Genomic DNA, 23,456 nt, shown 5'->3' with positions numbered 1-23,456 from the left:
CCTTTGTGGGAGCCATTCGACGCAATACCGTGACAGTGCTGCGCCTCGAGGTGACTGCCGAATTCATCCACGAAGGCCTGGATGAACTGCACACAATAGGAGTCTGGGAAGACGCCACCTGTGTTGCAGGTTTCGGCGGTCTGTCTTCGTAATACTCCAAAACCGATGAAATAAAAAAGCTCTTTGACGGTTTTTTTAAGTTTATTTTGCAGAGTGACGAAAAGCCCTTGGCGGACTCCCCGTACCCCGCTAAAGTCGGAAGTCCGCCTGCATCGAATTCCTCCTGAAAATCACCCCAAGTCCAATGTTTACGGGCTTTTTCTCATTTCTCAACGAAACGCGTCCTGACAGTCTTCCCAGCCGATGCCGCTCTGCGCAGTCTGGGTGATCAGCCACGGCAGGGACGTCTTCACCGCATCCTGTTTCATGTTGAAATTGATCACCCCGTGACGCCACAGCAGCATCAGGGTCAGCACCCGCTGCGCGCTCGCCGGGCCCTTGAGCTTGCCCGCGCCGTCCTGAGCATCGATGTCCCACAGCGCCACTTGCAGGCCCTGGCTATTGAAAAAACCTTGTGCGTCACTGCGGCGCTGGCCATCCGGCGGACGGAACAGCGGCACGTAGTTTTCCGGCAGTTTGTTCTTCACCAGATCGGCGCTGCGCCGCACCGAATCCTGCCAGTCCTGCCAATGGCTGTGAGAGCGGAACTCCCAGCCCTGCACGCCAACGCACTGCCGGGAGAAACTCGCCTGCAGGCTGCTGACCGAACGGCCAGCGAGTCGCGCCTGAATATCCTTGCCCAGTACAAAGAATGTCCCGCTCAGATTAGATTTTCGCAGGTATTCGGTCAGCCAGTCGGTGTTGTCCGGTTGCACGTTGGCGGCGCTGTCGAAGGTCAGCAGAAACAGCCGGTCGTGCATGTCGTCGCCGTTGCGCTCGTAGTCGCCGAAACGATCGAATTCGTTACTGGTTTGCGGTGACAGCGCGGCCTTGCGCATCAGCTCGTCGAGGTACTGCAAATGGAAGATCCGGCTCGGCTCGGCCCATTTGGTGTAATAGCTGTCGTCGCTGACGACGAACTTGGCCGCCTGCTCGCGCAGGGTCGGCAGGTCTTCGACGAGGAAGCAGAACGAGGCGTCCTGATCGCAGCTTTGCTGGGCGTGGTTGTAGTTGGCGAGCAAGCGCTGCCAGAGGCGCTGGCGCAGCTGATTGACCGCATCGATATTGACCGTGCGCAGGCCCAGGCGCTGGGCCAGTGCCGCCTCGTCGATGGACTCGGTGCCGAGCAGGCCGCGAGCGAACATGAGGATTTCCGCCCGCGACGCGACGTCGAACAGGGTCGGGTTGCTGAGCTGCTCCGGCCAGGTCGTGCGATCCAGCGTTGCCGCATCGCCGGGCGCCGCCATGGCGCCGAAGCTCAGCAGCCACGTGGTGAATAAAAGAACAATGCGCAAAGGGATGTCTCCATAACAAAACCCGCGCGGCACTATAGCTGATCCTGTCCTATTCCCCTCAGCCATGGATGATCGTTCCCACGCTCTGCGTGGTAACGCCTCCCCGGACGCTCCGCGTCCGACGACTGTGACGCAGAGCGTCACGGGCTGCATTCCCACGCGGAGCGTGGGAACGATCATGTGAATCCGCTTTCGCGAGCAGGCTCGCTCCCACAAGGGGTTTGAGTTAAGCCGTCGATCACCTATGGGCTTGATAGCTGGAGTCAACAAGGACAACCCCCTAGAATCGCCCCCACGATTAAAGGAGACGACTTCATGCTGATGGTGATTTCCCCCGCCAAGACCCTCGACTACGAAACACCGCCGGCGACCCAGCGCTTTACCCAGCCGCAGTACCTCGACCATTCCCAGGAATTGATCCAGCAGTTGCGCGAGCTGAGTCCGGCGCAGATCAGCGAGTTGATGCACGTGTCCGACAAGATCGGTGGCCTCAACGCCGCGCGTTTCGGCAGCTGGACACCCGCCTTCACCCCGGAAAACGCCAAGCAGGCCCTGCTCGCCTTCAAGGGTGACGTGTATACCGGCCTCGACGCTCAGTCCTTCAGCGAGGCGCAATTCGATTACGCGCAAAAGCATTTGCGCATGCTCTCCGGCCTTTATGGCCTGCTGCGGCCGCTGGACCTGATGCAACCCTATCGCCTGGAAATGGGCACCAAACTGGCCAACGGCCGTGGCAAGGATCTGTATGCGTTCTGGGGTACGCGCATCAGCGAGTGGCTGAATGAAGCGCTGGCCGATCAGGGCGATGACGTACTGCTCAACCTTGCATCCAACGAATACTTTTCTGCGGTCAAGCGCAGCGCGTTGAAGGCGCGGATCATCAATACCGAGTTCAAGGATCAGAAGAACGGCCAGTACAAGATCATCAGTTTCTACGCGAAGAAAGCGCGCGGCCTGATGAGCCGTTTTGTGATCCAGGAACGCATCAACGACCCGGCTCAGCTCAAGCAATTCGATGTACAGGGTTATCGCTACAGCGCCGAACAATCGAAACCTGACAATCTGGTGTTTTTGCGCGACCACGCCCCGGAATAAAGCATGCCCTTTGCACGACTCTTTTTCTCCAGAGTCGTGCAGTCCGCCCGAAGTCAAAATTCCCCCGCTGCATATCGCCAAATTCATGACGCCAATAAAACCACGCACTCTTTTCTAATTTTAGTTTCACTCGACACTGAAGTTTTTTTTCAGTAGTGGCACTTAAATTTTTTACCCGTAGTGGCACAAAACTATCGACCCCGGTTTCGCCCCGATAACTAAAGGGCGAAATCGTTAGTGCTATCAGTTTGCACCCAGTGCCATCTTCATCAATATTTCAAAAAATTTCGGCTGGCACGATGAGCGGGCTGGAACTATGTCCAAATGCGTTGCTCATACCACCGGTAACGATTCTCGCCGAGTTTGTACGAGATAACTTACGCAGAGCTGATAGCCATGTAACCAAGTTGTCACAGCAACTTGCCTGAGTGACTAACTAGTCTCAAAACAATCGAAGGACAGGAGATAAGCACCATTAATATCCCCTACAAAGGCCAAGGCCGCGCCCCTATAAACGTGCTCGCCTGAGCACCTAACTGCTTGATTTACCGGCCCCCTACCGGACGTCGAGCAGGCTACACGACTGCACTAGAGTCTTCCCGCACGGAAGATCGGCTGCATAACAGGGCAAGTCATAACAACAAGGCCTAGTTGCGCACATCTTGAGTGCACTTATTAGACACTCGGAACTTTGTATGCCTGCACACGGCATTGTGGCGCCTGTAAGCCGCACTTCCGAGTGCACTAGTGACCGCTGAACACCATTAACTCCGGCCTTCTAAGGCCTGATATATACAGAGGTAATTGCGATGCGCATCAGCATATTTGGTTTGGGTTACGTTGGCGCAGTATGTGCCGGTTGCCTGTCTGCACGGGGCCATGACGTAGTTGGCGTCGATGTTGCCAAAGACAAGATCGACATGATTAACGCCGGCAAATCGCCGATTGTAGAACCAGGCCTGGGCGAACTGCTGCAGCAGGGTATCCAGACCGGCCGTCTGCGCGGCACGACCAACTTCGCCGAGGCGATTCGTGATACCGACCTGTCGATGATCTGCGTCGGCACGCCAAGCAAAAAGAACGGCGACCTGGAACTGAACTACATCGAGGCCGTGTGCCGCGAGATCGGTTTTGTCCTGCGTGAAAAAACCACCCGCCACACCATCGTCGTGCGCAGCACCGTGTTGCCAGGCACCGTGGCCAACGTGGTCATCCCGATTCTGGAAGACTGCTCGGGCAAGAAAGCCGGCGTCGATTTCGGCGTTGCGGTCAACCCGGAATTCCTCCGCGAATCCACCGCCATCGCTGACTACGATCAGCCACCGATGACCGTTATCGGCGAGTTCGATACCGCCTCGGGCGACGTTCTGCAATCGCTGTACGAAGAACTCGACGCCCCGATCATCCGCAAGGACATCGCCGTTGCCGAGATGATCAAGTACACCTGCAACGTCTGGCACGCGACCAAAGTGACCTTCGCCAACGAGATCGGCAACATCGCCAAAGCCGTCGGCGTCGATGGTCGTGAAGTGATGGAAGTGGTCTGCCAGGACAAGACCCTGAACCTGTCCCAGTACTACATGCGTCCGGGCTTCGCCTTCGGCGGCTCGTGCTTGCCGAAAGACGTACGTGCACTGACCTACCGCGCCGGTTCCCTGGACGTCGAAGCACCGCTGCTCAACTCGCTGATGCGCAGTAACGAATCGCAAGTGCAGAACGCTTTCGACATCGTTGAAAGCCATGAAAAACGCAAAGTCGCCCTGCTCGGTCTGAGCTTCAAGGCCGGCACCGACGACCTGCGCGAAAGCCCTCTGGTCGAACTGGCGGAAATGCTGATCGGCAAGGGTTACGACCTGAGCATCTACGACAGCAACGTCGAATACGCCCGTGTCCACGGTGCGAACAAGGACTACATCGAATCGAAGATTCCGCACGTATCGTCCCTGCTCAACTCCGACTTCGACTCGGTGATCGATAACTCCGACGTGATCATCCTCGGCAACCGCGACGAGAAATTCCGTTCGCTGGCCCAGGAAGCGCCGCAGGGCAAGCAAGTCATCGACCTGGTGGGCTTCATGTCCAAGGCCACCAGCGCCGGTAGCCGCACCGAAGGCATTTGCTGGTAAGGCAAGCCTCAAGCTTCAAGCCGCAAGCAAAAGCAACACGCTTGCGGCTTGAAGCCTCCATCACCTTCGGATGACGGTTATGACCAAGCTCAAACATTTTTTTCTGCAATCAGCCGGCTGGCTTTTTTATCTCAGTCTGCTGATGGGCCTGGCCTTGATGCTGCCCACGTCCACATTCGACTCCGAGTCGAAGGACTTCATTTTCCTGATTGGCGCCGTGGGTATCTGGCGCTACTCGATGGGTGCAACGCACTTTGTGCGCGGCATGATTTTTCTCTACATCGTTTACCCGCACCTGCGTCGCAAAGTACGCAAGCTGGGTAAAGCGGCCGATCCGTCGCATGTGTTTCTGATGGTCACCAGCTTTCGTATTGACGCGCTGACAACCGCGCAGGTCTACAGCTCGGTGATCCGCGAAGCCATCGACTGCGAACTGCCGACCACCATTGTCTGCTCGATCGTGGAAATGTCCGACGAGCTGCTGGTCAAGGCACTGTGGGCACGGATGAATCCGCCGGAGCGGGTCAAGCTCGACTTCGTGCGCATTCCCGGCACCGGCAAGCGCGATGGTCTGGCCTTCGGTTTCCGTGCGATCTCCCGTCACCTGCCGGACGACCGTGCCGTGGTGGCCGTGATCGACGGCGACACCGTGCTCGGCGAAGGCGTCGTGCGCAAGACCGTGCCGTGGTTCCAGCTGTTCGGCAATGTCGGCGGCCTGACCACCAACGAGTTCTGCGAAGTGCGCGGCGGTTACATCATGAGCGAATGGCACAAGCTGCGTTTCGCCCAGCGCCACATCAACATGTGCTCGATGGCCCTGTCCAAGCGCGTACTGACCATGACCGGTCGGATGTCGGTGTTCAAAGCCTCCGTGGTGACCAATCCGGAATTCATCGCCGACGTTGAAAGCGACTCGCTGCAACACTGGCGTCTGGGCCGTTTCAAGTTCCTGACCGGTGACGACAAGTCGAGCTGGTTCAGCCTGATGCGCCTGGGTTACGACACCTTCTACGTGCCGGATGCCGCGATCAACACCGTTGAACATCCGCCGGAAAAGAGCTTCATCAAGGCCAGCCGCAAGCTGATGTTCCGCTGGTACGGCAACAACCTGCGCCAGAACTCGCGTGCACTGGGTCTGGGTATCCGCCGCCTCGGCGCGTTCACCTCGGTGGTGCTGTTCGACCAGCGCGTGTCGATGTGGACTTCGCTGCTCGGCCTGACCGTCGCACTGATCGCCAGCTTCAAGTACGGCACCGCGTTCATCCTCGTGTACCTGCTGTGGATCGGTATCACCCGCCTGATCCTGACGCTGTTGCTGTCGTGTTCCGGTCACCGCATCGGCCCTGCTTACCCGGCGATTCTGTATTACAACCAGATCGTTGGCGCCCTGGTGAAGATCTACGTGTTCTTCCGCCTCGACCAACAATCCTGGACTCGCCAGCCCACATCCCTGACCCGTGATCTCGCCAGCTTTCAACGTTGGTTCAACACCTGGTCGTCTCGGACCATGACCTTCTCCGCCGGCAGCATTTTTGTCGCCGTGCTGCTGATGATGGTCTGACCCGCTCCTATTGAATTAACAAGGAAATCGCCCCTATGAATACCGCCGTCAACGTCAACGTAGTGCATGAATCCGAAGCCCAGCGCCAGCACGCTCGCGTGAAAATCCCGGCCAAACTGCGTTTCTTCGGCCCTGACCGGACTCCGCTCGAAGCGCGGGTCCTCGATCTGTCGGCTGGCGGTCTGGCGTTCAACGCCGGGCAGATGCCGCTGACCATCGGCGAGGTGTACAAGGCGCGTCTGCAATTTGTCATCGACAACCTCGGCCTGGCCATGGACGTTGAACTGCAGGTGCGTTCCTTTGACCGCGCCACCGGCCGCGCCGGCTGCCAGTTCCAGAACCTCGAGCCGCAGGACATTTCCACCCTGCGCCACCTGATCACTTCGCACCTGGCCGGCGACATCGTCAGCATCGGCGAAGTGCTGGCGACCCTGCAGCGCGACAACTTCACCAAGGCGCGCAAGAACAAGACCAACGACACCGGCATGACCCCGTTCGGCCGCCTGAAAGCCGTGACCTTCAGCGCCGGTATTTTCGCTGTTGGTCTGGTCGCTGCCGGTTTCATCTTCAAGTCGGTGTACGGCATGTACTTCGTCAGCCACGCGCAGGCCGGTCTGGTCAGCGTGCCGGGGATGAACATCACCATGCCGCGTGACGGCACCGTACAGAGCCTGGTCAAGTCCGACGGCGTTGCCGCCAAAGGCGCACCGCTGGCGACCTTCAGCACCAGCATGCTCGACGTGCTCAAGGGCCATCTGGCCGAAGACCAACTGGCCCCGGCCAAGGTTGAAGAACTGTTCGGCAAGCAAATGACCGGCACCCTGACTTCGCCGTGCGACTGCACCGTGGCCCAGCAACTGGTGGCTGACGGGCAGTACGCGAGCAAGGGCGACGTGATCTTCCAGTTGGTGCCGCGCAACACCCAGGCCAATGTTGAAGCACGCTTCTCCTATCGCCAGTTCGGCGACGTGCGCCCGGGCACCCCGGTGAGCTTCCAGATCGCCGGCGAAGACAAGACCCGCACCGGCAAGATCGTCAGCAGCACGAGCCTGAAGAGCGCCGACCTGTCCTCCGACATCCGCGTGCAGATCCAGCCAGACGAGCCGCTCGACAGCAGCCTCGCCGGCCGCCCGGTTGAAGTGAACAGCGACCGTGGCCCGAACCTGAACTGGCTGATCGACAAAGCCATGGCTGCCGGTCTTTAAGTCGAGGACATGCCTGTGACTACGCATAACTTGAACACACCGCCGACCCTGTGGGAGCGAGCCTGCTCGCGAAAGGGCCAGCGCGGTTTGTCTGAAGTACCGAGTCGACTGCTTCGCGAGCAGGCTCGCTCCCACATGGGATTGATGGTGTGCTCGCTGGCACTGGCAGTTTCTCTGGCCGGTTGCGCCGGGCTGCCCGATCAGCGTCTGGCCAACGAAGCGCTCAAGCGTGGCGACACCGCCACCGCTGCGCAGAATTACCAGCAACTGGCCGATCTGGGTTACAGCGAGGCGCAAGTCGGCCTGGCCGATATCCAGGTCGACAGCCGTGACCCGGCGCAGATGAAACAGGCCGAGGCGACTTACCGCGCAGCGGCCAGCGTGTCGCCGCGTGCCCAGGCACGTCTCGGTCGTTTGCTGGTGGCCAAGCCGGGCTCCACCGAAGCCGAGCACCACGAAGCCGAAACCCTGCTGAAAAAAGCCGCCGCCAATGGCGAAGGCAACACGTTGATCCCGCTGGCGATGCTGTATCTGCAATACCCGCACAGCTTCCCCAACATCAACGCGCAGCAGCAGATCGATCAGTGGCGCAAGTCGGGCTACCCGGAAGCGGGCCTGGCGCAGGTGCTGCTGTATCGCACCCAGGGCACTTACGACCAGCATCTGGATGACGTGGAAAAGATCTGCAAGGCCGCGCTCAATACCACCGACATTTGCTACGTGGAACTGGCTACCGTTTACCAGAAACGCGGCCAGCCGGAACAACAAGCCGAGCTGATCAAGCAGATGCAGGCCGGTTACAGCCGTGGCACCGTCACCGCGCAGCGTGTCGACTCCGTAGCCCGCGTGCTGGCCGATTCGACCCTGGGCAAGACTGACGAAAAAACCGCGCAGGCGCTGCTCGAGCCGATCGCTCCGGGCTACCCGGCATCGTGGGTCACCCTCGCCCAACTGCTTTACGACTTCCCCGAACTGGGCGACGTCGACCAGATGATGAAGTACCTGGACAACGGTCGCGCTGCCGACCAGCCGCGCGCCGAACTGCTGCTGGGCAAGGTCTACTACGAAGGCAAAATGGTCCCGGCCGACGCGAAAGTCGCCGAGGAACACTTCCAGAAAGCCGTTGGCCGCGAAGTGGCCGCCGACTACTACCTCGGCCAGATCTACCGTCGTGGCTACCTGGGCAAGGTCTATCCGCAGAAGGCTCTCGACCACCTGCTGACCGCTGCGCGCAACGGCCAGAACAGTGCCGACTTCGCCATCGCCCAGCTGTTCTCCCAAGGCAAGGGCACCAAGCCCGACCCGCTGAACGCTTACGTGTTCAGCCAACTGGCCAAGGCCCAGAACACCCCGCAAGCCGATGAACTGGCAGCGACCCTCGAGGCGCAATTGCCGCCCGAGCGCCTGCCCGAAGCCCGCCGCCTGTTGCAACAGGAACAGGTCAGCCGTGGCGCCCTGAACTCGAACACGCTGCAACTGCACGCCCTGCAAGAAGAAGACGGCGAGGAAAAACTATGAAGCTGAACCCATTCGTGAAGGCCGGTATTGGCCTCACCTTCGCGCTGATCTGGTCTTGCCCGACACTGGCTGCGATGACTGAAACCAAGAACTTCGGTCTGGAAGTGAAACTCACCGGCCAGTCCGAAGACGACCGTGACCTCGGCACTGCCGGCGGCGGTGACGTCAATGGCGTGGGCCTCGACCTGCGTCCGTGGATCTACGGCGAAAGCGGCGCGTGGAGCGCCTACGCGATGGGTCAGGCGGTGACCTCGACCGACATCATCGAGACCGACACCCTGCAACAATCCGACGGTGAACAAGCCACCGACAACAGTGATCGCAAAACCAAGAAGAACTACCTGGCAATGCGCGAGTTCTGGGTCGGCTACAGCGGCCTCACCCCGTACCCGGGCGAGATGCTCAAGTTCGGTCGCCAGCGTCTGCGCAATGACGACGGCCAATGGCGTGACACCAACATCGAAGCGCTGAACTGGACCTTCGACACCACCCTGCTGCGGGCCAATGCCGGTGTTGCCGAGCGTTTCAGCGAATACCGCACCGACTTGAAAGAGCTGGCGCCGAAAGACAAGGATCGCCTGCACGCCTACGCTGACGCTGTTTACCAGTGGACACCGGGCCAGTGGGTCGGCATTCGCGGCCACCACACTCACGATGACGGCAAACTCGATTACGCCGAGCCGGGCGTCCCGCGCGACTCGCTGGACAAGACCGAGAACGGCGACATCAGCTGGATCGGCCTGACCGCTGACAGCGACGCCTACAACTGGCGCAACACCAACACCGTCAACTACTGGGGCAGCATCACCGGCATGAGCGGCGACCGCGACACGGTCAATGCGCTGAACGCCGACGGCACGCGCCCGACACAAGCCAAGCGCAGCGATGACATCAGCGGCTGGGCAGCCGATGTCGGCGTGCGTCTGCGCCTCGATCCGCAGTGGCAAGTCGGCGGTGCATACGCCCGCGCCAGTGCCGATTACGAACAGAACGGTCTGGAGAGCAACCGCTCCAACTACACCGGTACCCGCTCGCGGGTGCACCGTTTCGGCGAAGCGTTCCGTGGCGAAATGAACAACATGCAGACCGCCACCCTGTTCGGTTCGTGGATGGTCAACGACGAGTACGACGCCAGCCTGATCTACCACAAGTTCTGGCGTGTCGACGGCAACAAGCCGGTCGGCAGCAACGGCATCAATGCGGTGGAAAACAACACCGACGACGTCACCGGCGCGATCCTCTCCAGCACATCCTTGCCGCTTGAAGATGGCAACAAGGACCTCGGTCAGGAAATGGACCTGGTCGTCACCAAGTACTTCAAGCAAGGCCTGTTGCCGGCGGCGTTGAGCCAGTCGATCGACGAGCCTTCGGCACTGGTGCGTTTCCGTGGCGGTGTGTTCAAACCGGGCGACGCCTATGGCAGCCAGGTTGATTCCTACATGCACCGCGCATTCATTGACGTGATCTGGCGCTTCTGATGCAAACCGCCAAGGGAGTGCCCGACATGATCAGCACCAGAACAGGCTCACTCAGCCTGCTGGCCGGCGCGATGCTGCTGGCCAGCGCCGGCGCCTTCGCCAATGTTGAACCGGCGAAACCTGCGACCGTGGCCAAGGAACTGCAACAGGCCAAGACCTACACCGTCAGCAGCGCGCCGACCGACGCACTGAAACTGGCCAAGCCGACACTGCCCGACCTGTCCGGCTTCACCGCCGAAGCCGCTGCCGCGAAGATCGTGCGCAGCAAACCGGGCAAGATCAGTGTGCGCCGGATGATGCAGGAAAACGCCCTGAAGGACTTCATCGGCGGCGATAACAAGATGGCCGAATGGGTCGTGCGTCAGCACGGCATTCCGCAGGCGATCTTCATCGACGACGGCTACATGAACCTCAAGGATCTGGCGAAAAAACTGCCCAAGCAGTATTTCAGCGAGACGTCCCCGGGCGTGTACCTGGCCAAATTGCCGATCGTGGTCGGCGAGAAAGGCATCCTCGAAATCGATGGTCAGACCCAGGAACTGCGCCTGTCCCAAGAGGCCGGTTCGTTCCTGGTCAATGACGGCAAACTGTTCGTGCGTGACACCAAAGTCACCGGCTGGCGCGAGAAGGACAACGGCCCGGCAACCTTCCGTTCGCCGAAGGAATTCCGTCCGTTCCTGCTCGCCTGGGGCGGCACCGAGACCTACATCGTCAACAGCAAGATGGCCAGTTTCGGTTACGCCAACAGTAAGTCGTACGGGGTGAGTATTTCCCAGTACACGCCGAACATGGCCAAGGTCCTCAAGCGCCCGGAACCGACCGGCTGGATCGTCGGCTCCGAGTTCTCGGACATGTGGTACGGCTTCTACTGCTACGAAACCAGCGACTTTGTGGTCAAGGGCAACACCTACAAAGACAACATCGTCTACGGCATCGACCCGCATGACCGCTCGCACCGTCTGATCATTGCCGAGAACACCGTTCACGGCACGAAGAAGAAGCACGGGATCATCATTTCCCGTGAGGTCAACGACAGCTTCATCTTCAACAACAAGAGTTTCGACAACAAATTGTCGGGCCTGGTGATCGACCGTAACAGCGTCAACAACATCATTGCCTACAACGAGATCTACAAGAACCACACCGACGGCATCACGCTCTACGAGTCCGCCGACAACCTGCTGTGGGGCAACAAGGTCATCAGCAATACCCGTCACGGCATTCGTATTCGTAACAGCGTGAACATCCGCCTCTACGAAAACGTCGCCATGACCAACGGCCTGACCGGTATCTACGGCCACATCAAGGACCTGACCGACACCGACCGTGACATCAAGCTCGACCCGTTCGACGCGCAGGTCTCGCTGATCGTCGTCGGCGGCGAGCTGGCGGCCAATGGCAGCGGCCCGCTGTCGATCGACTCGCCGCTGAGTGTCGAGCTGTATCGCGTGTCGATGCTGGCGCCGACCAAGTCCAGCGGGATCAGCTTCAACGGCATTCTCGGCGAGCGCCAGGATGAAATTCTCGATCTGTTGGTGCGCCAGCAGAAAGCCGTGCTGATCGACCCTGTCGAACGCCAGACCGAATTGCAGGACTGAGGATAATTTTTATGCACCCACACATGATCAAACTGCTCAGCCTCTCGGCCCTGACTCTCGGCATTCTCGCTGCCGGCAACGCCCGCGCCGACGCTGACGGCGCAAGCGTCACGCCACCGAAGTTCACCGCCGAGCCGTGCTGCAACCTGTGCCCGGCTGCCCATGACGCGAAGAACTACACCACGCGTTATCAGCAGAACTTCACCACGCTGGTACAGGCTCAGGGCGACTGGCTGTTCCGTACCCAGGAAGACCTGCGTACCGAGTTCAACACCACGCCGGCCGGCTACAAGCGCCTGCAACAGTTGCACGATGCGTTCAAGAGCAAAGGCGTGGAGCTGGTGATCGTTTACCAGCCGACCCGTGGCCTGGTGAACCGCAACAAGCTCAACCCGCAGGAAAAAGCCGCGTTCGATTACGAGAAAGCACTGGGCAACTACAAGACCATGCTCGGCCGTTTCGCCAAGATGGGCTACGTGGTGCCTGACCTGTCGCCACTGACCAACGAATCGCTGCCGGACACCCTGCCCGCCCACGATTTCTACTTCCGTGGCGACCAGCACTGGACACCTTACGGTGCCCAGCGCACGGCAAAAATCGTCGCCGAAAAGGTCAAGCAGATCCCGGCCTTCGCCGACATTCCCAAGCGTGAATTCGAGACCAAGCGCTCCGGGCGCATGGGCAAGACCGGCACTCTGCACAACATGGCCGGGCAACTGTGCGGCACCAGCTATGCGATCCAGTACATGGACCAGTTCACCACCGAGCCGAAAGGCGAGGCAGGCGACGGCGATCTGTTCGGCGATTCCGGCAATCCGCAGATCACCCTGGTCGGTACGTCGCACAGCGGCAAGAACTACAACTTCGCCGGTTTCCTCGAAGAAGCCATCGGCGCCGACATCCTCAACGTGGCCTTCCCCGGCGGCGGTTTCGAAGGTTCGATGCTGCAGTACCTGGGCAGCGAAGAATTCCAGAAGACCCCGCCGAAGATTCTCATCTGGGAATTCTCGCCTCTGTATCGCCTCGACCAGGAAACCATCTATCGCCAGATGATGGCGCTGCTCGACAACGGTTGCGAAGGCAAGGACGCGCAGATGTCCGCCAGCGCCACGCTGAAACCGGGCAGCAAGCAAGAACTGCTGGTCAACAGCAAGAACCTGAACCTGCAGAACGCCAACCATCAGGTCGATATCCGCTTCGCCGACACCTCGGTGAAAACCCTGCAAGCCACCCTCTGGTACATGAACGGTCGCCACGAGGACATCAAGATCGAGAAACCGGAAACCTCCGACACCGACGGTCGTTTCGCCTTTGAGCTGCGCACGGACGAAGACTGGGCCTCGCAAAACCTGCTGGCAGTCGAAGTCCAGGGTCCTGAAGCCGGACCTGGCGCCGCGCCACAAAAAGTCGAAGCGAAAATCTGCAAACGCAACGTATTCCCGGGCGTCGGTCAACAGACCGCGCAGCTCGGGCAATGAGGTCTGCTATGCGAAATCCGAAACTGAAAAATCTGTTGGCACCGACACTCCTGAGCCTGGCGATGTTCGCCGGGGCAACTCAGGCCGCCGCGCCATTGCGTCCACCGCAGGGCTACTTCGCCCCGGTGGATAAATTCAAGACCGGCGACAAGAGCGACGGCTGCGACGCGATGCCGGCGCCATACACCGGTCCGCTGCAATTTCGCAGCAAATACGAAGGTTCGGACAAGGCCCGCGCGACGCTGAATGTGCAGTCGGAAAAAGCCTTTCGCGACACAACCAAAGACATCACCACGCTGGAGCGCGGCACCGCCAAGCGCGTCATGCAGTTCATGCGCGACGGTCGCCCGGAGCAGCTCGAATGCACGCTCAACTGGCTGACCGCATGGGCCAAGGCTGACGCGTTGATGTCCAAAGACTTCAACCACACCGGCAAGTCGATGCGCAAATGGGCACTGGGCAGCATGGCCTCGTCGTACATTCGCCTGAAGTTTTCCGACTCGCATCCGCTGGCCCAGCATCAGCAGGAAGCGCAGCTGATCGAAGCCTGGTTCAGCAAAATGGCCGATCAGGTGGTCAGCGACTGGGACAACCTGCCGCTGGAAAAAACCAACAACCACTCGTACTGGGCCGCCTGGTCGGTGATGGCCACCGCCGTCGCCACCAACCGCCGCGACCTGTTCGACTGGGCGGTGAAGGAATACAAGGTTGGCGTCAACCAGGTCGACGCCGACGGCTTCCTGCCCAACGAACTCAAGCGCCAGCAACGCGCCCTCGCCTATCACAATTACGCCCTGCCGCCGCTGGCAATGATCGCCAGTTTCGCCCAGGTCAATGGTGTGGATCTGCGTCAGGAAAACAATGGCGCACTGAAGCGTCTCGGTGACCGTGTGTTGGCCGGCGTGAAGGACCCTGACGAGTTCGAAGAAAAGAACGGCAAAAAGCAGGACATGACCGACCTGAAAGAGGACATGAAATTCGCCTGGCTCGAACCGTTCTGCACGCTCTACACCTGTGCGCCGGATGTGATCGAGAAGAAGCGCGACATGCAACCGTTCAAGACCTTCCGCCTTGGCGGCGACCTGACCAAGGTCTACGACCCGTCGCATGAAAAGGGCTAAAAGCCCCTCACCCTAACCCTCTCCCGGAGGGAGAGGGGACTGACCGAGGTGGCTGTGCGAGTTACGCCGAAATGAAATACCGAGTCGATCTCCATTTTTGAAAACCATGGAGATCAGGCTCCCTCTCCCTCGGGGAGAGGGCGGGGGGTGAGGGGCGCGGTCTGACGGCCAGCTCCGCCCTCAAGCGAACACTGTGTCACCCCTCCACTATCACGGGGGGTTTGGGGGGGCTTTGGCCCTTGACTGTTGGTTCAAACATGGAGAGATCGGGATGGTATTTTCATCCAACGTGTTCCTGTTTCTGTTCTTGCCGATCTTTCTCGGCTTGTACTACCTGAGCGGGCAACGCTATCGCAACCTGCTGCTGCTGATCGCCAGCTACGTGTTCTACGCCTGGTGGCGGGTGGACTTCCTCGCGCTGTTCGCAGCGGTCACGCTGTGGAACTACTGGATCGGCCTGAAAGTCGGTGCCGCTGGCGTCAGAACCAAACCGGCGCAGCGCTGGCTGCTGCTCGGCGTGGCCGTCGACCTGTGCATCCTCGGCTACTTCAAGTACGCCAACTTCGGTGTCGACAGCATCAACGAAATCATGACTTCGTTCGGTCTCGAGCCGTTCATCCTGACCCACGTGCTGCTGCCGATCGGTATTTCGTTCTACATCTTCGAATCGATCAGCTACATCATCGACGTGTACCGTGGCGACACTCCGGCGACGCGCAACCTGATCGACTTCGCAGCATTCGTGGCGATCTTCCCGCACTTGATTGCCGGCCCGGTTCTGCGTTTCCGCGACCTCGCCGATCAGTTCAACAACCGCACGCATACCCTCGACAAGTTTTCCGAAGGCTGCACGCGGTTCATGCAGGGTTTCATCAAGAAAGTCTTTATTGCCGACACCCTCGCCGTGGTCGCCGACCATTGCTTCGCCTTGCAAAATCCGACCACGGGTGATGCTTGGCTCGGTGCGCTGGCGTACACCGCGCAGCTGTATTTCGATTTCTCCGGTTACAGCGACATGGCCATCGGTCTGGGCTTGATGATGGGTTTCCGCTTCATGGAAAACTTCAAGCAGCCGTATATCAGCCAGTCGATCACCGAGTTCTGGCGCCGCTGGCACATCAGCCTCTCCACCTGGCTGCGTGACTATCTGTACATCACCCTCGGCGGTAACCGTAAAGGCACGCTGATGACCTATCGCAACCTGTTCCTGACCATGCTTCTGGGTGGTCTGTGGCACGGCGCGAATATCACTTACATCATCTGGGGCGCCTGGCACGGCATGTGGCTGGCGATCGAAAAAATGCTCGGCCTGAACACTTCGCCGCGCAGCCTCAACCCGATCCGCTGGGCACTGACCTTCCTGCTGGTGGTGATGGGCTGGGTGATCTTCCGTGCCGAGAATCTGCACGTTGCCGGTCGCATGTACGGTGCAATGTTCAGCTTCGGCGACTGGTCGCTGTCGGAACTCAATCAGGCCAGCCTCACCGGTCTGCAAGTAGCGACTCTGGTGGTGGCTTACGTAACCCTGGCGTTCTTCGGCCTGCGTGATCTGTACACCAATCAGCCGCCAGCCAAGACCAAACCGGAAGTCAACGTCGAGGCCAATGGCCCTGCCACGGCGACGCCGGGAATGATCAAGGCAGCGCCTGGGGAAAATCCGGCGAGCATCCACGAACCTGGCTACACCGTCGGCGTCGAAGCCCAGGTGCAACCGGCTTACTGGACCGCTGACTGGTCGCGCTATGTGATGCGCGGGCTGATCCTGCTGCTGTTCATCGCCTCGATTCTCAAACTCTCGGCGCAAAGCTTCTCGCCGTTCCTTTACTTCCAGTTCTGAGGGATCTGACATGACCCGCTCATTACGCATCTTCTACATCGCCCTGTTCCTGGTGACGCTGTTGGTCCTCGGTCTGTGGTCGGTTCGCAGCTTCTTCGGCTTCAGCACCAACGCCGATGCGACGGTGCTCAACGGCCGCTGGACGAAGGCGGTGGAAACCCACTACGACGATGAATTCCCGATCAAGCGCCTGGGCACCAACCTCTGGGCCGCGCTGGATTTCAAACTGTTCAACGAAGGTCGTCCGGGCGTCGTGCTCGGCCGCGACCAGTGGTTGTACAGCGATGAGGAATTCAACCCGATCGTCAACGAACAGCAGAACCTGCAAGGCAACTACGCGCTGGTCGAAGGCGTGCGCCAGACCCTGAAAGAGAAAGGCGTGAAACTGGTGATGGCGATCGTGCCGGCCAAGGTGCGTCTGTACCCGGAGCATCTGGGTGAAGTGAAGCCTTCGAGCATTCACCAGAATCTGTACCAGGATTTCCACGCCCGTGTCGCGGCCGACAAGATCCTCGCCCCTGACCTGCTCGGCCCGCTGCAACAGGCCAAGCAGAACGGTGAGCAAGTGTTCCTGCGCACCGACACCCACTGGACGCCGGAAGGCGCCGAGATCGCAGCCAATACGCTGGCGAAAACCATTGCCGAGAAATTCCCGCTGAGCGGCGAGCCACAGCGCTTCGTCACCACGCCAGCGGAGAAGGTCACGCACAAGGGCGATCTGCGTCTGTTCCTGCCACTCGATCCGCTGTTCGAAAACATGATGCCGGCGCCTGAGCCACTGCTCAAACGCAACACCGTTGCCGCCGAACAGCCTGCCGGTGACGACGCCCTGTTCGCCAACAGCGAAGTACCGGTCGCGCTGATCGGCACCAGCTACAGCGCCAACCCCAACTGGAACTTCGTCGGTGCGCTCAAACAAGCGCTGCACAGCGACGTCGTCAACTACGCCGAAGACGGCCATGGCCCGATTCTGCCGATGCTCAGCTACCTGAAAAGCGATGACTTCAAGAACAGCCCGCCACAAGTGCTGATCTGGGAGTTTCCTGAACGATATCTGCCTGTGAACAACGAAATCGGCGACGCCGACCCGCAGTGGGTCGCAGAGCTCAAACAAGCCGGCGCCCGCCAACAAAACGTAGCCATCAACACTAAATCCGAGACGCCCGATCGGGCGCAAAACTGAAAGAGAGGTACACCATGACTTTCACTACTACTCCTCGTCGTCTCGCTAAAAGCTTCGCACTGGTTGCTGGCCTCAGCGTACTTTCCGTCCCAGCCTTCGCCGGCGGCGACGCCGCGCTGTACGGCCCGACCGCACCGAAAGGCTCGACCTTCGTGCGTGTCTACAACGCCAGCAACGCTGAAGTCAGCGCGACTGTCGGCAGCACCAACCTGAGCGATATCGCGCCACTGGCCAGCAGCGACTTCAGCTTCATGCCGGGCGGCGATTACAGCGCCAAGGTCGGTAGCCAGACCCTGCCGGTCAAACTCGCCGGTGACCACTACTACACCCTGGTCAACAACGCTTCCGGCGCGCCACAACTGATCGAAGAGCCGCCATTCAAGAACAAGCAGAAATCCCTGGTGCGTGTACAGAACCTCAGCGACAAATCGCTGACCCTGAAAACCGCCGACGGCAAGACCGAAGTGGTGCCGAACGTGGCAGCCAAGGGCCGTGGCGAACGTGAAATCAACCCGGTGAAAGTCAGCCTGGCGCTGTACGAAGGCGACAAGAAAGTCGGCGACGTGAAACCGGTCGCCCTGGAGCGTGGTGAGGCAGCCGTGCTGTACGTCACCGGCAACGGCAGCAACCTGTCGCCAGTCTGGGTGAAACGCCCGGTGTCGACTCGCTAACCAATTTCCCGCAGAGACGCTGATCCCTGTAGGAGCTGTCGAGTGAAACGAGGCTGCGATCTTTTGATTTTGAAGATCAAGATCAACAGATCGCAGCCTTCGGCAGCTCCTACAAGGGATGCGGCGTCTTCGGACACGAGACAAAAACAAGAGTGAAACGACACAACGTTCGTTGCTCTAACCAAATTGATTTTATGGAGTAAACACTATGATTCCGGTGATCTTGTCAGGTGGTAGCGGTTCGCGTCTGTGGCCTCTTTCGCGCAAGCAATTCCCCAAGCAATTCCTCGCCCTGACCGGCGAACACACACTGTTCCAGCAAACCCTCGAGCGTCTGGTGTTCGAAGGCATGGACACGCCAATCGTGGTCTGCAACAAAGAGCACCGTTTCATCGTCAACGAGCAACTGGCCGCGCGCAATCTGGAATGCCAGCGCATCCTGATGGAACCGTTCGGCCGCAACACGTCGCCGGCCGTAGCATTGACCGCGATGATGCTGGTCAATGAAGGTCGTGACGAACTGATGCTGGTGCTGCCGGCCGACCACGTGCTGGAAGACCAGAAAGCGCTGCAACGTGCGCTGGCCCTTGCGACTGTCGCAGCCGAGAACGGCGAGATGGTGCTGTTCGGCGTACCGGCAACCAAACCGGAAACCGGCTACGGCTACATCAAATCCACTGCTGATTCGCTGCTGCCCGAAGGCGTCAGCCGCGTCTCGCACTTCGTCGAAAAACCGGATGTGAAGCGCGCCACCGAGTACGTCGAATCCGGCGGTTACTACTGGAACAGCGGCATGTTCCTGTTCCGCGCCAGCCGCTTCCTCGAAGAACTGAAAAAGCACGATCCGGACATCTACGACACCTGCCTGCTGACCCTTGAGCGCAGCCAGCAGGACGCCGACACCATCACTTTCGACGAAGCCACCTTCGCCTGCTGCCCGGACAACTCCATCGACTATTCGGTGATGGAAAAAACCCAGCGCGCCTGCGTGGTGCCGCTGACCGCTGGCTGGAGCGATGTCGGCTGCTGGTCGTCGCTGTGGGAAGTCAACGAGAAAGACGCCAACGGCAACGTCAGCAAAGGCGACGTGGTCATCCAGGACAGCAAGAACTGCATGATCCACGGCAACGGCAAACTGGTCTCGGTGATCGGTCTGGAAAACATCGTCGTGGTCGAAACCAAGGACGCGATGATGATTGCCCACAAGGACAAGGTCCAGGGCGTCAAGCAGATGGTCAACACCCTCAATGCCCAGGGCCGCAGCGAAACCCAGAACCACTGCGAAGTCTATCGTCCGTGGGGCTCGTACGACTCGGTGGACATGGGCGGGCGTTTCCAGGTCAAGCACATCTCGGTCAAGCCGGGCGCGTGCCTGTCGCTGCAGATGCACCACCACCGCGCCGAACACTGGATCGTGGTCAGCGGCACCGCCGAAGTGACCTGCGACGAGAACGTGTTCCTGCTCACCGAAAACCAGTCGACCTACATCCCGATCGCCTCGGTGCACCGCCTGCGCAACCCGGGCAAGATCCCGCTGGAAATCATCGAAGTGCAGTCGGGTTCGTACCTGGGTGAAGACGATATCGAGCGTTTCGAAGATATCTACGGCCGCTCCACCCCGATCGAACGCGGCGTGTCGGTGAAAACCATCGCGCAGTAATCGCCAGCTGAAACAAGAAGCCCTCGTCCAGCCCGTTGCGTTCCCTATCCGCAGCGGGCTGGGCGGGGGCTTTTTTTGTCTAGCCGAAGACTGAATTGCGGCGTCTCGCCAGTGGTGAATCTTCATCGACCGACTCGCCTTCCGTCGCCTGCGCCAGCCCCGCTGGACCTTGTGTAAACGCGGCTGCAAACAGTTGCTGCGCCAACGGTGTGGGCGTTGATTCCGGTTCTGCGAACAACGGCTGCCGCCGGGTCGATCGATTGAAGGACTGCAAGTCGACCGCCGGACTGTTCGAGGAGATGGCAAGAGGCACGGCAACGGGTGTGCTGAGCAGTTTGTACTGAATCCGCGTCTGAGCCTCGGAAACCTGCATGGCATTGCCCATTGCCACACTCAGTGAGCCCACCAACTGAGCTGCGGGGTTAGCGGCGTGCATCAGCAGATTTCCGCCGATCTGGAAGCCTTTGGCCACGGCACCGCGCCTGGCTGCAAGCACTTGCGGTTCTTCGACAGGGCTGTTGAACGCAACGGACATGGGTCCCATGATCCGGCTGGTGGTCTCCTCCCCCAACACCCGATTCATTGTCGAAGAAACGAATTCACCGGAGTGGTACAGCACGGCCCCCGAAGGTGGCGCGGTGTGCGTCCGGACGGCGGCAATGACATGTGCCTGATGTGTGTTGAGCACGGAGTTGTCCCGGGCTCCCAGCTCTGCCAGCGCTACCGGTATTTCGCGGCGGTAGGCCTGGACGTCGGGATTTGGGTCATTCTCGAAGTAACGGCGCACGGGCTGCATGCCGGCGGCTTGCGTGGGATTGACCAGTTTCTTGTCGGCAAGATCGTGATACACCCGGTCGCCAGCACGCTTGTCGGGCTTGTCGGGCTTGCGCCCGTCGCTGTCCCTGTAAGTCATTGGGTTGTTGCGCAGCGCGCGATAGCGATTATGGCCGTCGATCGCTCCACCAGGATCGCTGTTCAGCCAGCGTTGCAGCCACGGGACGTAATAGCGAAACCCGTAATAGTAAAGTCCCGTGGCGTCACGTTCCTTTGCCGAATACCGCGCGGTCTTGTAGCTGACGTCGGGTTCTTCGGCCCACGCCGTTGCACCGAATGGATAAAAATGCTCGCGGCTGATCAGTTGCGCATCCGCGTCCAGCTCAAGACTGATTGAGCCCAGATGATCATTGAAACTGTATCGGTAGAGATAATTGACGCCGGTCGGCGATGGGCTCTGCCAATGCAGGACGCGTACGATATTGAGTCCGGTCCGCACGATGATCACCTGCAGGCTCTCACCGGTGCCGGTATCGGTGCGTAATTCCAGCGCTGGCAGATAACGCACCTGTGCAAGAAGACTGCGTGCAGAGGCCCGTGACGAACGCGTCTTGCATACCCGCTGACCGGCGCCGTCATAGAGATAGCTTTCACGATCATCGGCATCTGATCGGCGTGAGACGACCACGACCGAGTCCAGCTGGCAACGCAGATTCCACTGCAACCGGCGTCCCTGATCCAGCAACAGCAAATTACCCCGCGAATCGAAAGCTTCCGCGATCTCTGCTTCAGAGGGCGGCTTACCGTCGTGCCACGGCAAACACCGATTGCTAAAGCGTGCGGCCTGCAGTTGATGACCTGGACTCTGTTGGCCGACGTGAGTCAGCCCGCGCAAATTGCCGCCGGCGTCGTAATGATAACGCTGGCTGTAGTTGGCGACAGCGGTCGGCCCGCCACCGGCAACGCCGGCCTCCCAGCCAGTGGCATGGGACAACTGATAGAGACTGTCATAGCGGTAGCGACTGACCGGCTCGATGCGCTGGTTGGCGAACCAGCGCACGGGCAATGCCTGGTCTTCGATACTCGTTACATTGCCCATCGGGTCGTAGGCGTAGATCAGATGCTGCAGCACATTGCCTAGATTGTCCTGAGCATGGCGCGTGAGCAGGCGGCCGTCTTCGGGACGGTAGCTCAGCGTAGTCAGCACGCCGTTGCCTGCCAGTTCATGAGTGACTTGTCCGTAAGCGTCGTAGCGAATATCACTGACGACCGAATGGTTCTGAGTCTGAAGTTTGAGCCGTATTTCAACTGCGCGTAACTGGCCGTGGAGAGTCAGTGCGAAGGCCTGCCGATTGCCACCGGCATCGATCTGTTCGAGCACAGGCCCCAGCGGGGCGTAGCGCCACTGTGTGGTTGCCCCTTGGGGTTCGAGCAACTTCTGTCGATCGGCGAGAGCCTCTGGCCAATCCGCGGCAACCGGCTCAAGCGTGAAATGACGGATGTTTTCACTGCACTGCCCGGTGATCGCAAACTGCGAGAACAGAACACTGCCGCCGGGATCGTCATGACGAATCACTTGACCGAGCTGATTGCGCAGCGGATCGCCCGCGCCGGGGCGGCCATAGGCAAGGCGCTCGGAACAACGGCGAGGTACGCCGGTGCCTTCCTCGAACACCGCGACAGGTCGCAACAAGTCATCGTATGCAATTTCGCGGCATGTGCCACGGCTGTCCCAGTTGCACAGCGTCTGGCCGGCCAAACCCGGCAACTGGACCTGGACTCCCGCATCGGTACTGTCCGAGCGCAGCGCGATATCGTTCAAGGCATGGACAGTGGTGAGGCTGGCGGGCGCTTGTGGATCAATCGCCTGCAACGCCCACAATCGCGCATCCCATTGTTTGACTGCACGGCCGGCGTTGTCGCGCAACGTCCGCTCGATCCGGGGCTCGCTTGTCAGCGCCGCATCGGCGCGCCAGTAGTTGACGTTGAGGATGGCCAAACCGCGCGGATCGTTCACGGCAAGCGTTGGCGTATTGCTGTGGATGCCCATAGTGCGTCAACGTCCCAGTGTGCCCTTGGCTCATGAGAGCAAGCGCGAAACCGCATTCCTACTGTCAGAAATTACAGTCCCGACCAACGGTGCGCACAAACTCGTCCCGAATACCCATTGCGCCAAGCCTTCGGTAGGATGGGGCTCACTCACCCACGGAGCGCTCACGCATGTTCATCGGCATCCTGCTGGTCATTACCTGGTTGATCCTGCTGCTGCGCTACCCGGCCAAGGCCTTGCCGGTTTCGGTAGCCGCTGCGATTGGCCTGGGTTTCGTGGCCATGTGGGTGGTGTGGCTGGACAACCGCGAGATCAAGCAACTGGCGCGCCTGGAACTGCGCATTGCCTACGCTCCCGAGCAATGCCCGGCCGACCGTCCGCTGCAATTGAAAATGAACAATGGCAACAATGTGCCGCTGACCGAGCTGCGCTGGCGCATCGCCGCTTATGCGCCGGGCGATACGGTCAACCTGGCCGACAATCAATACACTGCCCCACGCTATCGCGGCCCCGGCGAATTGCAGGCCGGCGCGACCTGGGAAGACTGCTTGCCACTGCCGCCGCTGCGCCCCGGCTATCGCCCGCAAACCCTGGAGTTTCGCGCCGAGCATTTGCAAGGTAGTTTCTCCGACTAATCCCCTCCCCCG

The 23,456-nt window shown here is 59.9% G+C and carries 17 protein-coding genes; 15 read left to right on the top strand and 2 right to left on the bottom strand.

The features are described 5' to 3' along the window. The first annotated feature begins 5 nt into the window (after nt 1-5). Nucleotides 6-152 carry a hypothetical protein gene (locus PSH90_RS04615; RefSeq protein WP_167351297.1) on the top strand — a complete coding sequence of 49 codons (147 nt, stop codon included), beginning with the start codon at nt 6-8 and terminating at the stop codon, nt 150-152. A gap of 177 nt (nt 153-329) precedes the next feature. Here PSH90_RS04615 and PSH90_RS04610 read toward each other — a convergent pair whose 3' ends face one another. After that, entirely contained in the window at nt 330-1,406 is a 1,077-nt protein-coding gene (locus PSH90_RS04610) for a polysaccharide deacetylase family protein (protein ID WP_370695134.1), read from the bottom strand. Between the two features lie 363 nt (nt 1,407-1,769). Here PSH90_RS04610 and yaaA point away from each other — a divergent pair, with 363 nt between their 5' ends. The 13 genes from yaaA (at nt 1,770) to PSH90_RS04545 (ending at nt 19,985) form a co-directional block, all read left to right on the top strand. After that, nucleotides 1,770-2,549: a peroxide stress protein YaaA gene (yaaA, locus tag PSH90_RS04605; RefSeq protein WP_150636190.1), complete on the top strand. Its 780-nt coding sequence runs from the start codon at nt 1,770-1,772 to the stop codon at nt 2,547-2,549. Nucleotides 2,550-3,358: 809 nt separating this feature from the next. Then, the gene (locus PSH90_RS04600; RefSeq protein WP_016771595.1) at nt 3,359-4,675 is read left to right on the top strand and encodes a nucleotide sugar dehydrogenase; all 1,317 of its coding nucleotides are present in this window, start codon (nt 3,359-3,361) and stop codon (nt 4,673-4,675) included. Between the two features lie 79 nt (nt 4,676-4,754). Continuing rightward, nucleotides 4,755-6,236: a mannuronan synthase gene (gene alg8 / locus PSH90_RS04595; RefSeq protein ID WP_162098720.1), complete on the top strand. Its 1,482-nt coding sequence runs from the start codon at nt 4,755-4,757 to the stop codon at nt 6,234-6,236. A gap of 35 nt (nt 6,237-6,271) precedes the next feature. Continuing rightward, nucleotides 6,272-7,441, top strand: coding sequence for an alginate biosynthesis protein Alg44 (locus PSH90_RS04590; RefSeq protein WP_024011680.1), 1,170 nt, complete (start codon nt 6,272-6,274; stop codon nt 7,439-7,441). A 9-nt stretch (nt 7,442-7,450) separates the two neighbouring features. After that, the gene (gene algK / locus PSH90_RS04585) at nt 7,451-8,959 is read left to right on the top strand and encodes an alginate biosynthesis TPR repeat lipoprotein AlgK (RefSeq protein ID WP_305382261.1); all 1,509 of its coding nucleotides are present in this window, start codon (nt 7,451-7,453) and stop codon (nt 8,957-8,959) included. Beyond that, entirely contained in the window at nt 8,956-10,437 is a 1,482-nt protein-coding gene (locus tag PSH90_RS04580) for an alginate export family protein (protein ID WP_305382260.1), read from the top strand. The genes algK and PSH90_RS04580 overlap by 4 nt, the downstream gene beginning before the upstream one ends. 26 nt (nt 10,438-10,463) lie before the next feature. Further along, nucleotides 10,464-12,035 (top strand): mannuronan 5-epimerase AlgG, encoded by a 1,572-nt coding sequence (gene algG, locus PSH90_RS04575; protein WP_051600606.1) that lies wholly within the window; start codon nt 10,464-10,466, stop codon nt 12,033-12,035. 11 nt (nt 12,036-12,046) lie between these two features. Then, the gene (locus tag PSH90_RS04570) at nt 12,047-13,513 is read left to right on the top strand and encodes an alginate O-acetyltransferase (protein WP_056783047.1); all 1,467 of its coding nucleotides are present in this window, start codon (nt 12,047-12,049) and stop codon (nt 13,511-13,513) included. Between the two features lie 8 nt (nt 13,514-13,521). Then, nucleotides 13,522-14,634, top strand: coding sequence for a mannuronate-specific alginate lyase (locus PSH90_RS04565; RefSeq protein WP_056783046.1), 1,113 nt, complete (start codon nt 13,522-13,524; stop codon nt 14,632-14,634). 271 nt (nt 14,635-14,905) lie between these two features. Next, the gene (locus PSH90_RS04560; protein ID WP_041479485.1) at nt 14,906-16,471 is read left to right on the top strand and encodes an MBOAT family protein; all 1,566 of its coding nucleotides are present in this window, start codon (nt 14,906-14,908) and stop codon (nt 16,469-16,471) included. A gap of 10 nt (nt 16,472-16,481) precedes the next feature. After that, entirely contained in the window at nt 16,482-17,654 is a 1,173-nt protein-coding gene (locus tag PSH90_RS04555; RefSeq protein ID WP_041479484.1) for an alginate O-acetyltransferase, read from the top strand. Nucleotides 17,655-17,668: 14 nt separating this feature from the next. Next, nucleotides 17,669-18,325, top strand: coding sequence for an alginate O-acetyltransferase AlgF (locus PSH90_RS04550; protein ID WP_095180418.1), 657 nt, complete (start codon nt 17,669-17,671; stop codon nt 18,323-18,325). A 208-nt stretch (nt 18,326-18,533) separates the two neighbouring features. Then, nucleotides 18,534-19,985: a mannose-1-phosphate guanylyltransferase/mannose-6-phosphate isomerase gene (locus tag PSH90_RS04545; protein ID WP_024011673.1), complete on the top strand. Its 1,452-nt coding sequence runs from the start codon at nt 18,534-18,536 to the stop codon at nt 19,983-19,985. Nucleotides 19,986-20,064: 79 nt separating this feature from the next. Here PSH90_RS04545 and PSH90_RS04540 read toward each other — a convergent pair whose 3' ends face one another. Beyond that, complete coding sequence (locus PSH90_RS04540) at nt 20,065-22,809, bottom strand: RHS repeat domain-containing protein (RefSeq protein ID WP_305382259.1); 2,745 nt, start codon at nt 22,807-22,809, stop codon at nt 20,065-20,067. A 170-nt stretch (nt 22,810-22,979) separates the two neighbouring features. On the opposite strand from PSH90_RS04540, the gene PSH90_RS04535 reads away from it, so the two are divergent. Next, the gene (locus tag PSH90_RS04535; protein ID WP_056783040.1) at nt 22,980-23,444 is read left to right on the top strand and encodes a hypothetical protein; all 465 of its coding nucleotides are present in this window, start codon (nt 22,980-22,982) and stop codon (nt 23,442-23,444) included. Nucleotides 23,445-23,456: the final 12 nt, after the last annotated feature.

Source organism: Pseudomonas sp. FP1762, assembly GCF_030687105.1.
GTDB classification, from domain to species: domain Bacteria; phylum Pseudomonadota; class Gammaproteobacteria; order Pseudomonadales; family Pseudomonadaceae; genus Aquipseudomonas; species Aquipseudomonas siliginis.
Note: the sequence above shows the minus strand (reverse complement) of the source record. Positions and strands in the feature narration are given on the sequence as shown.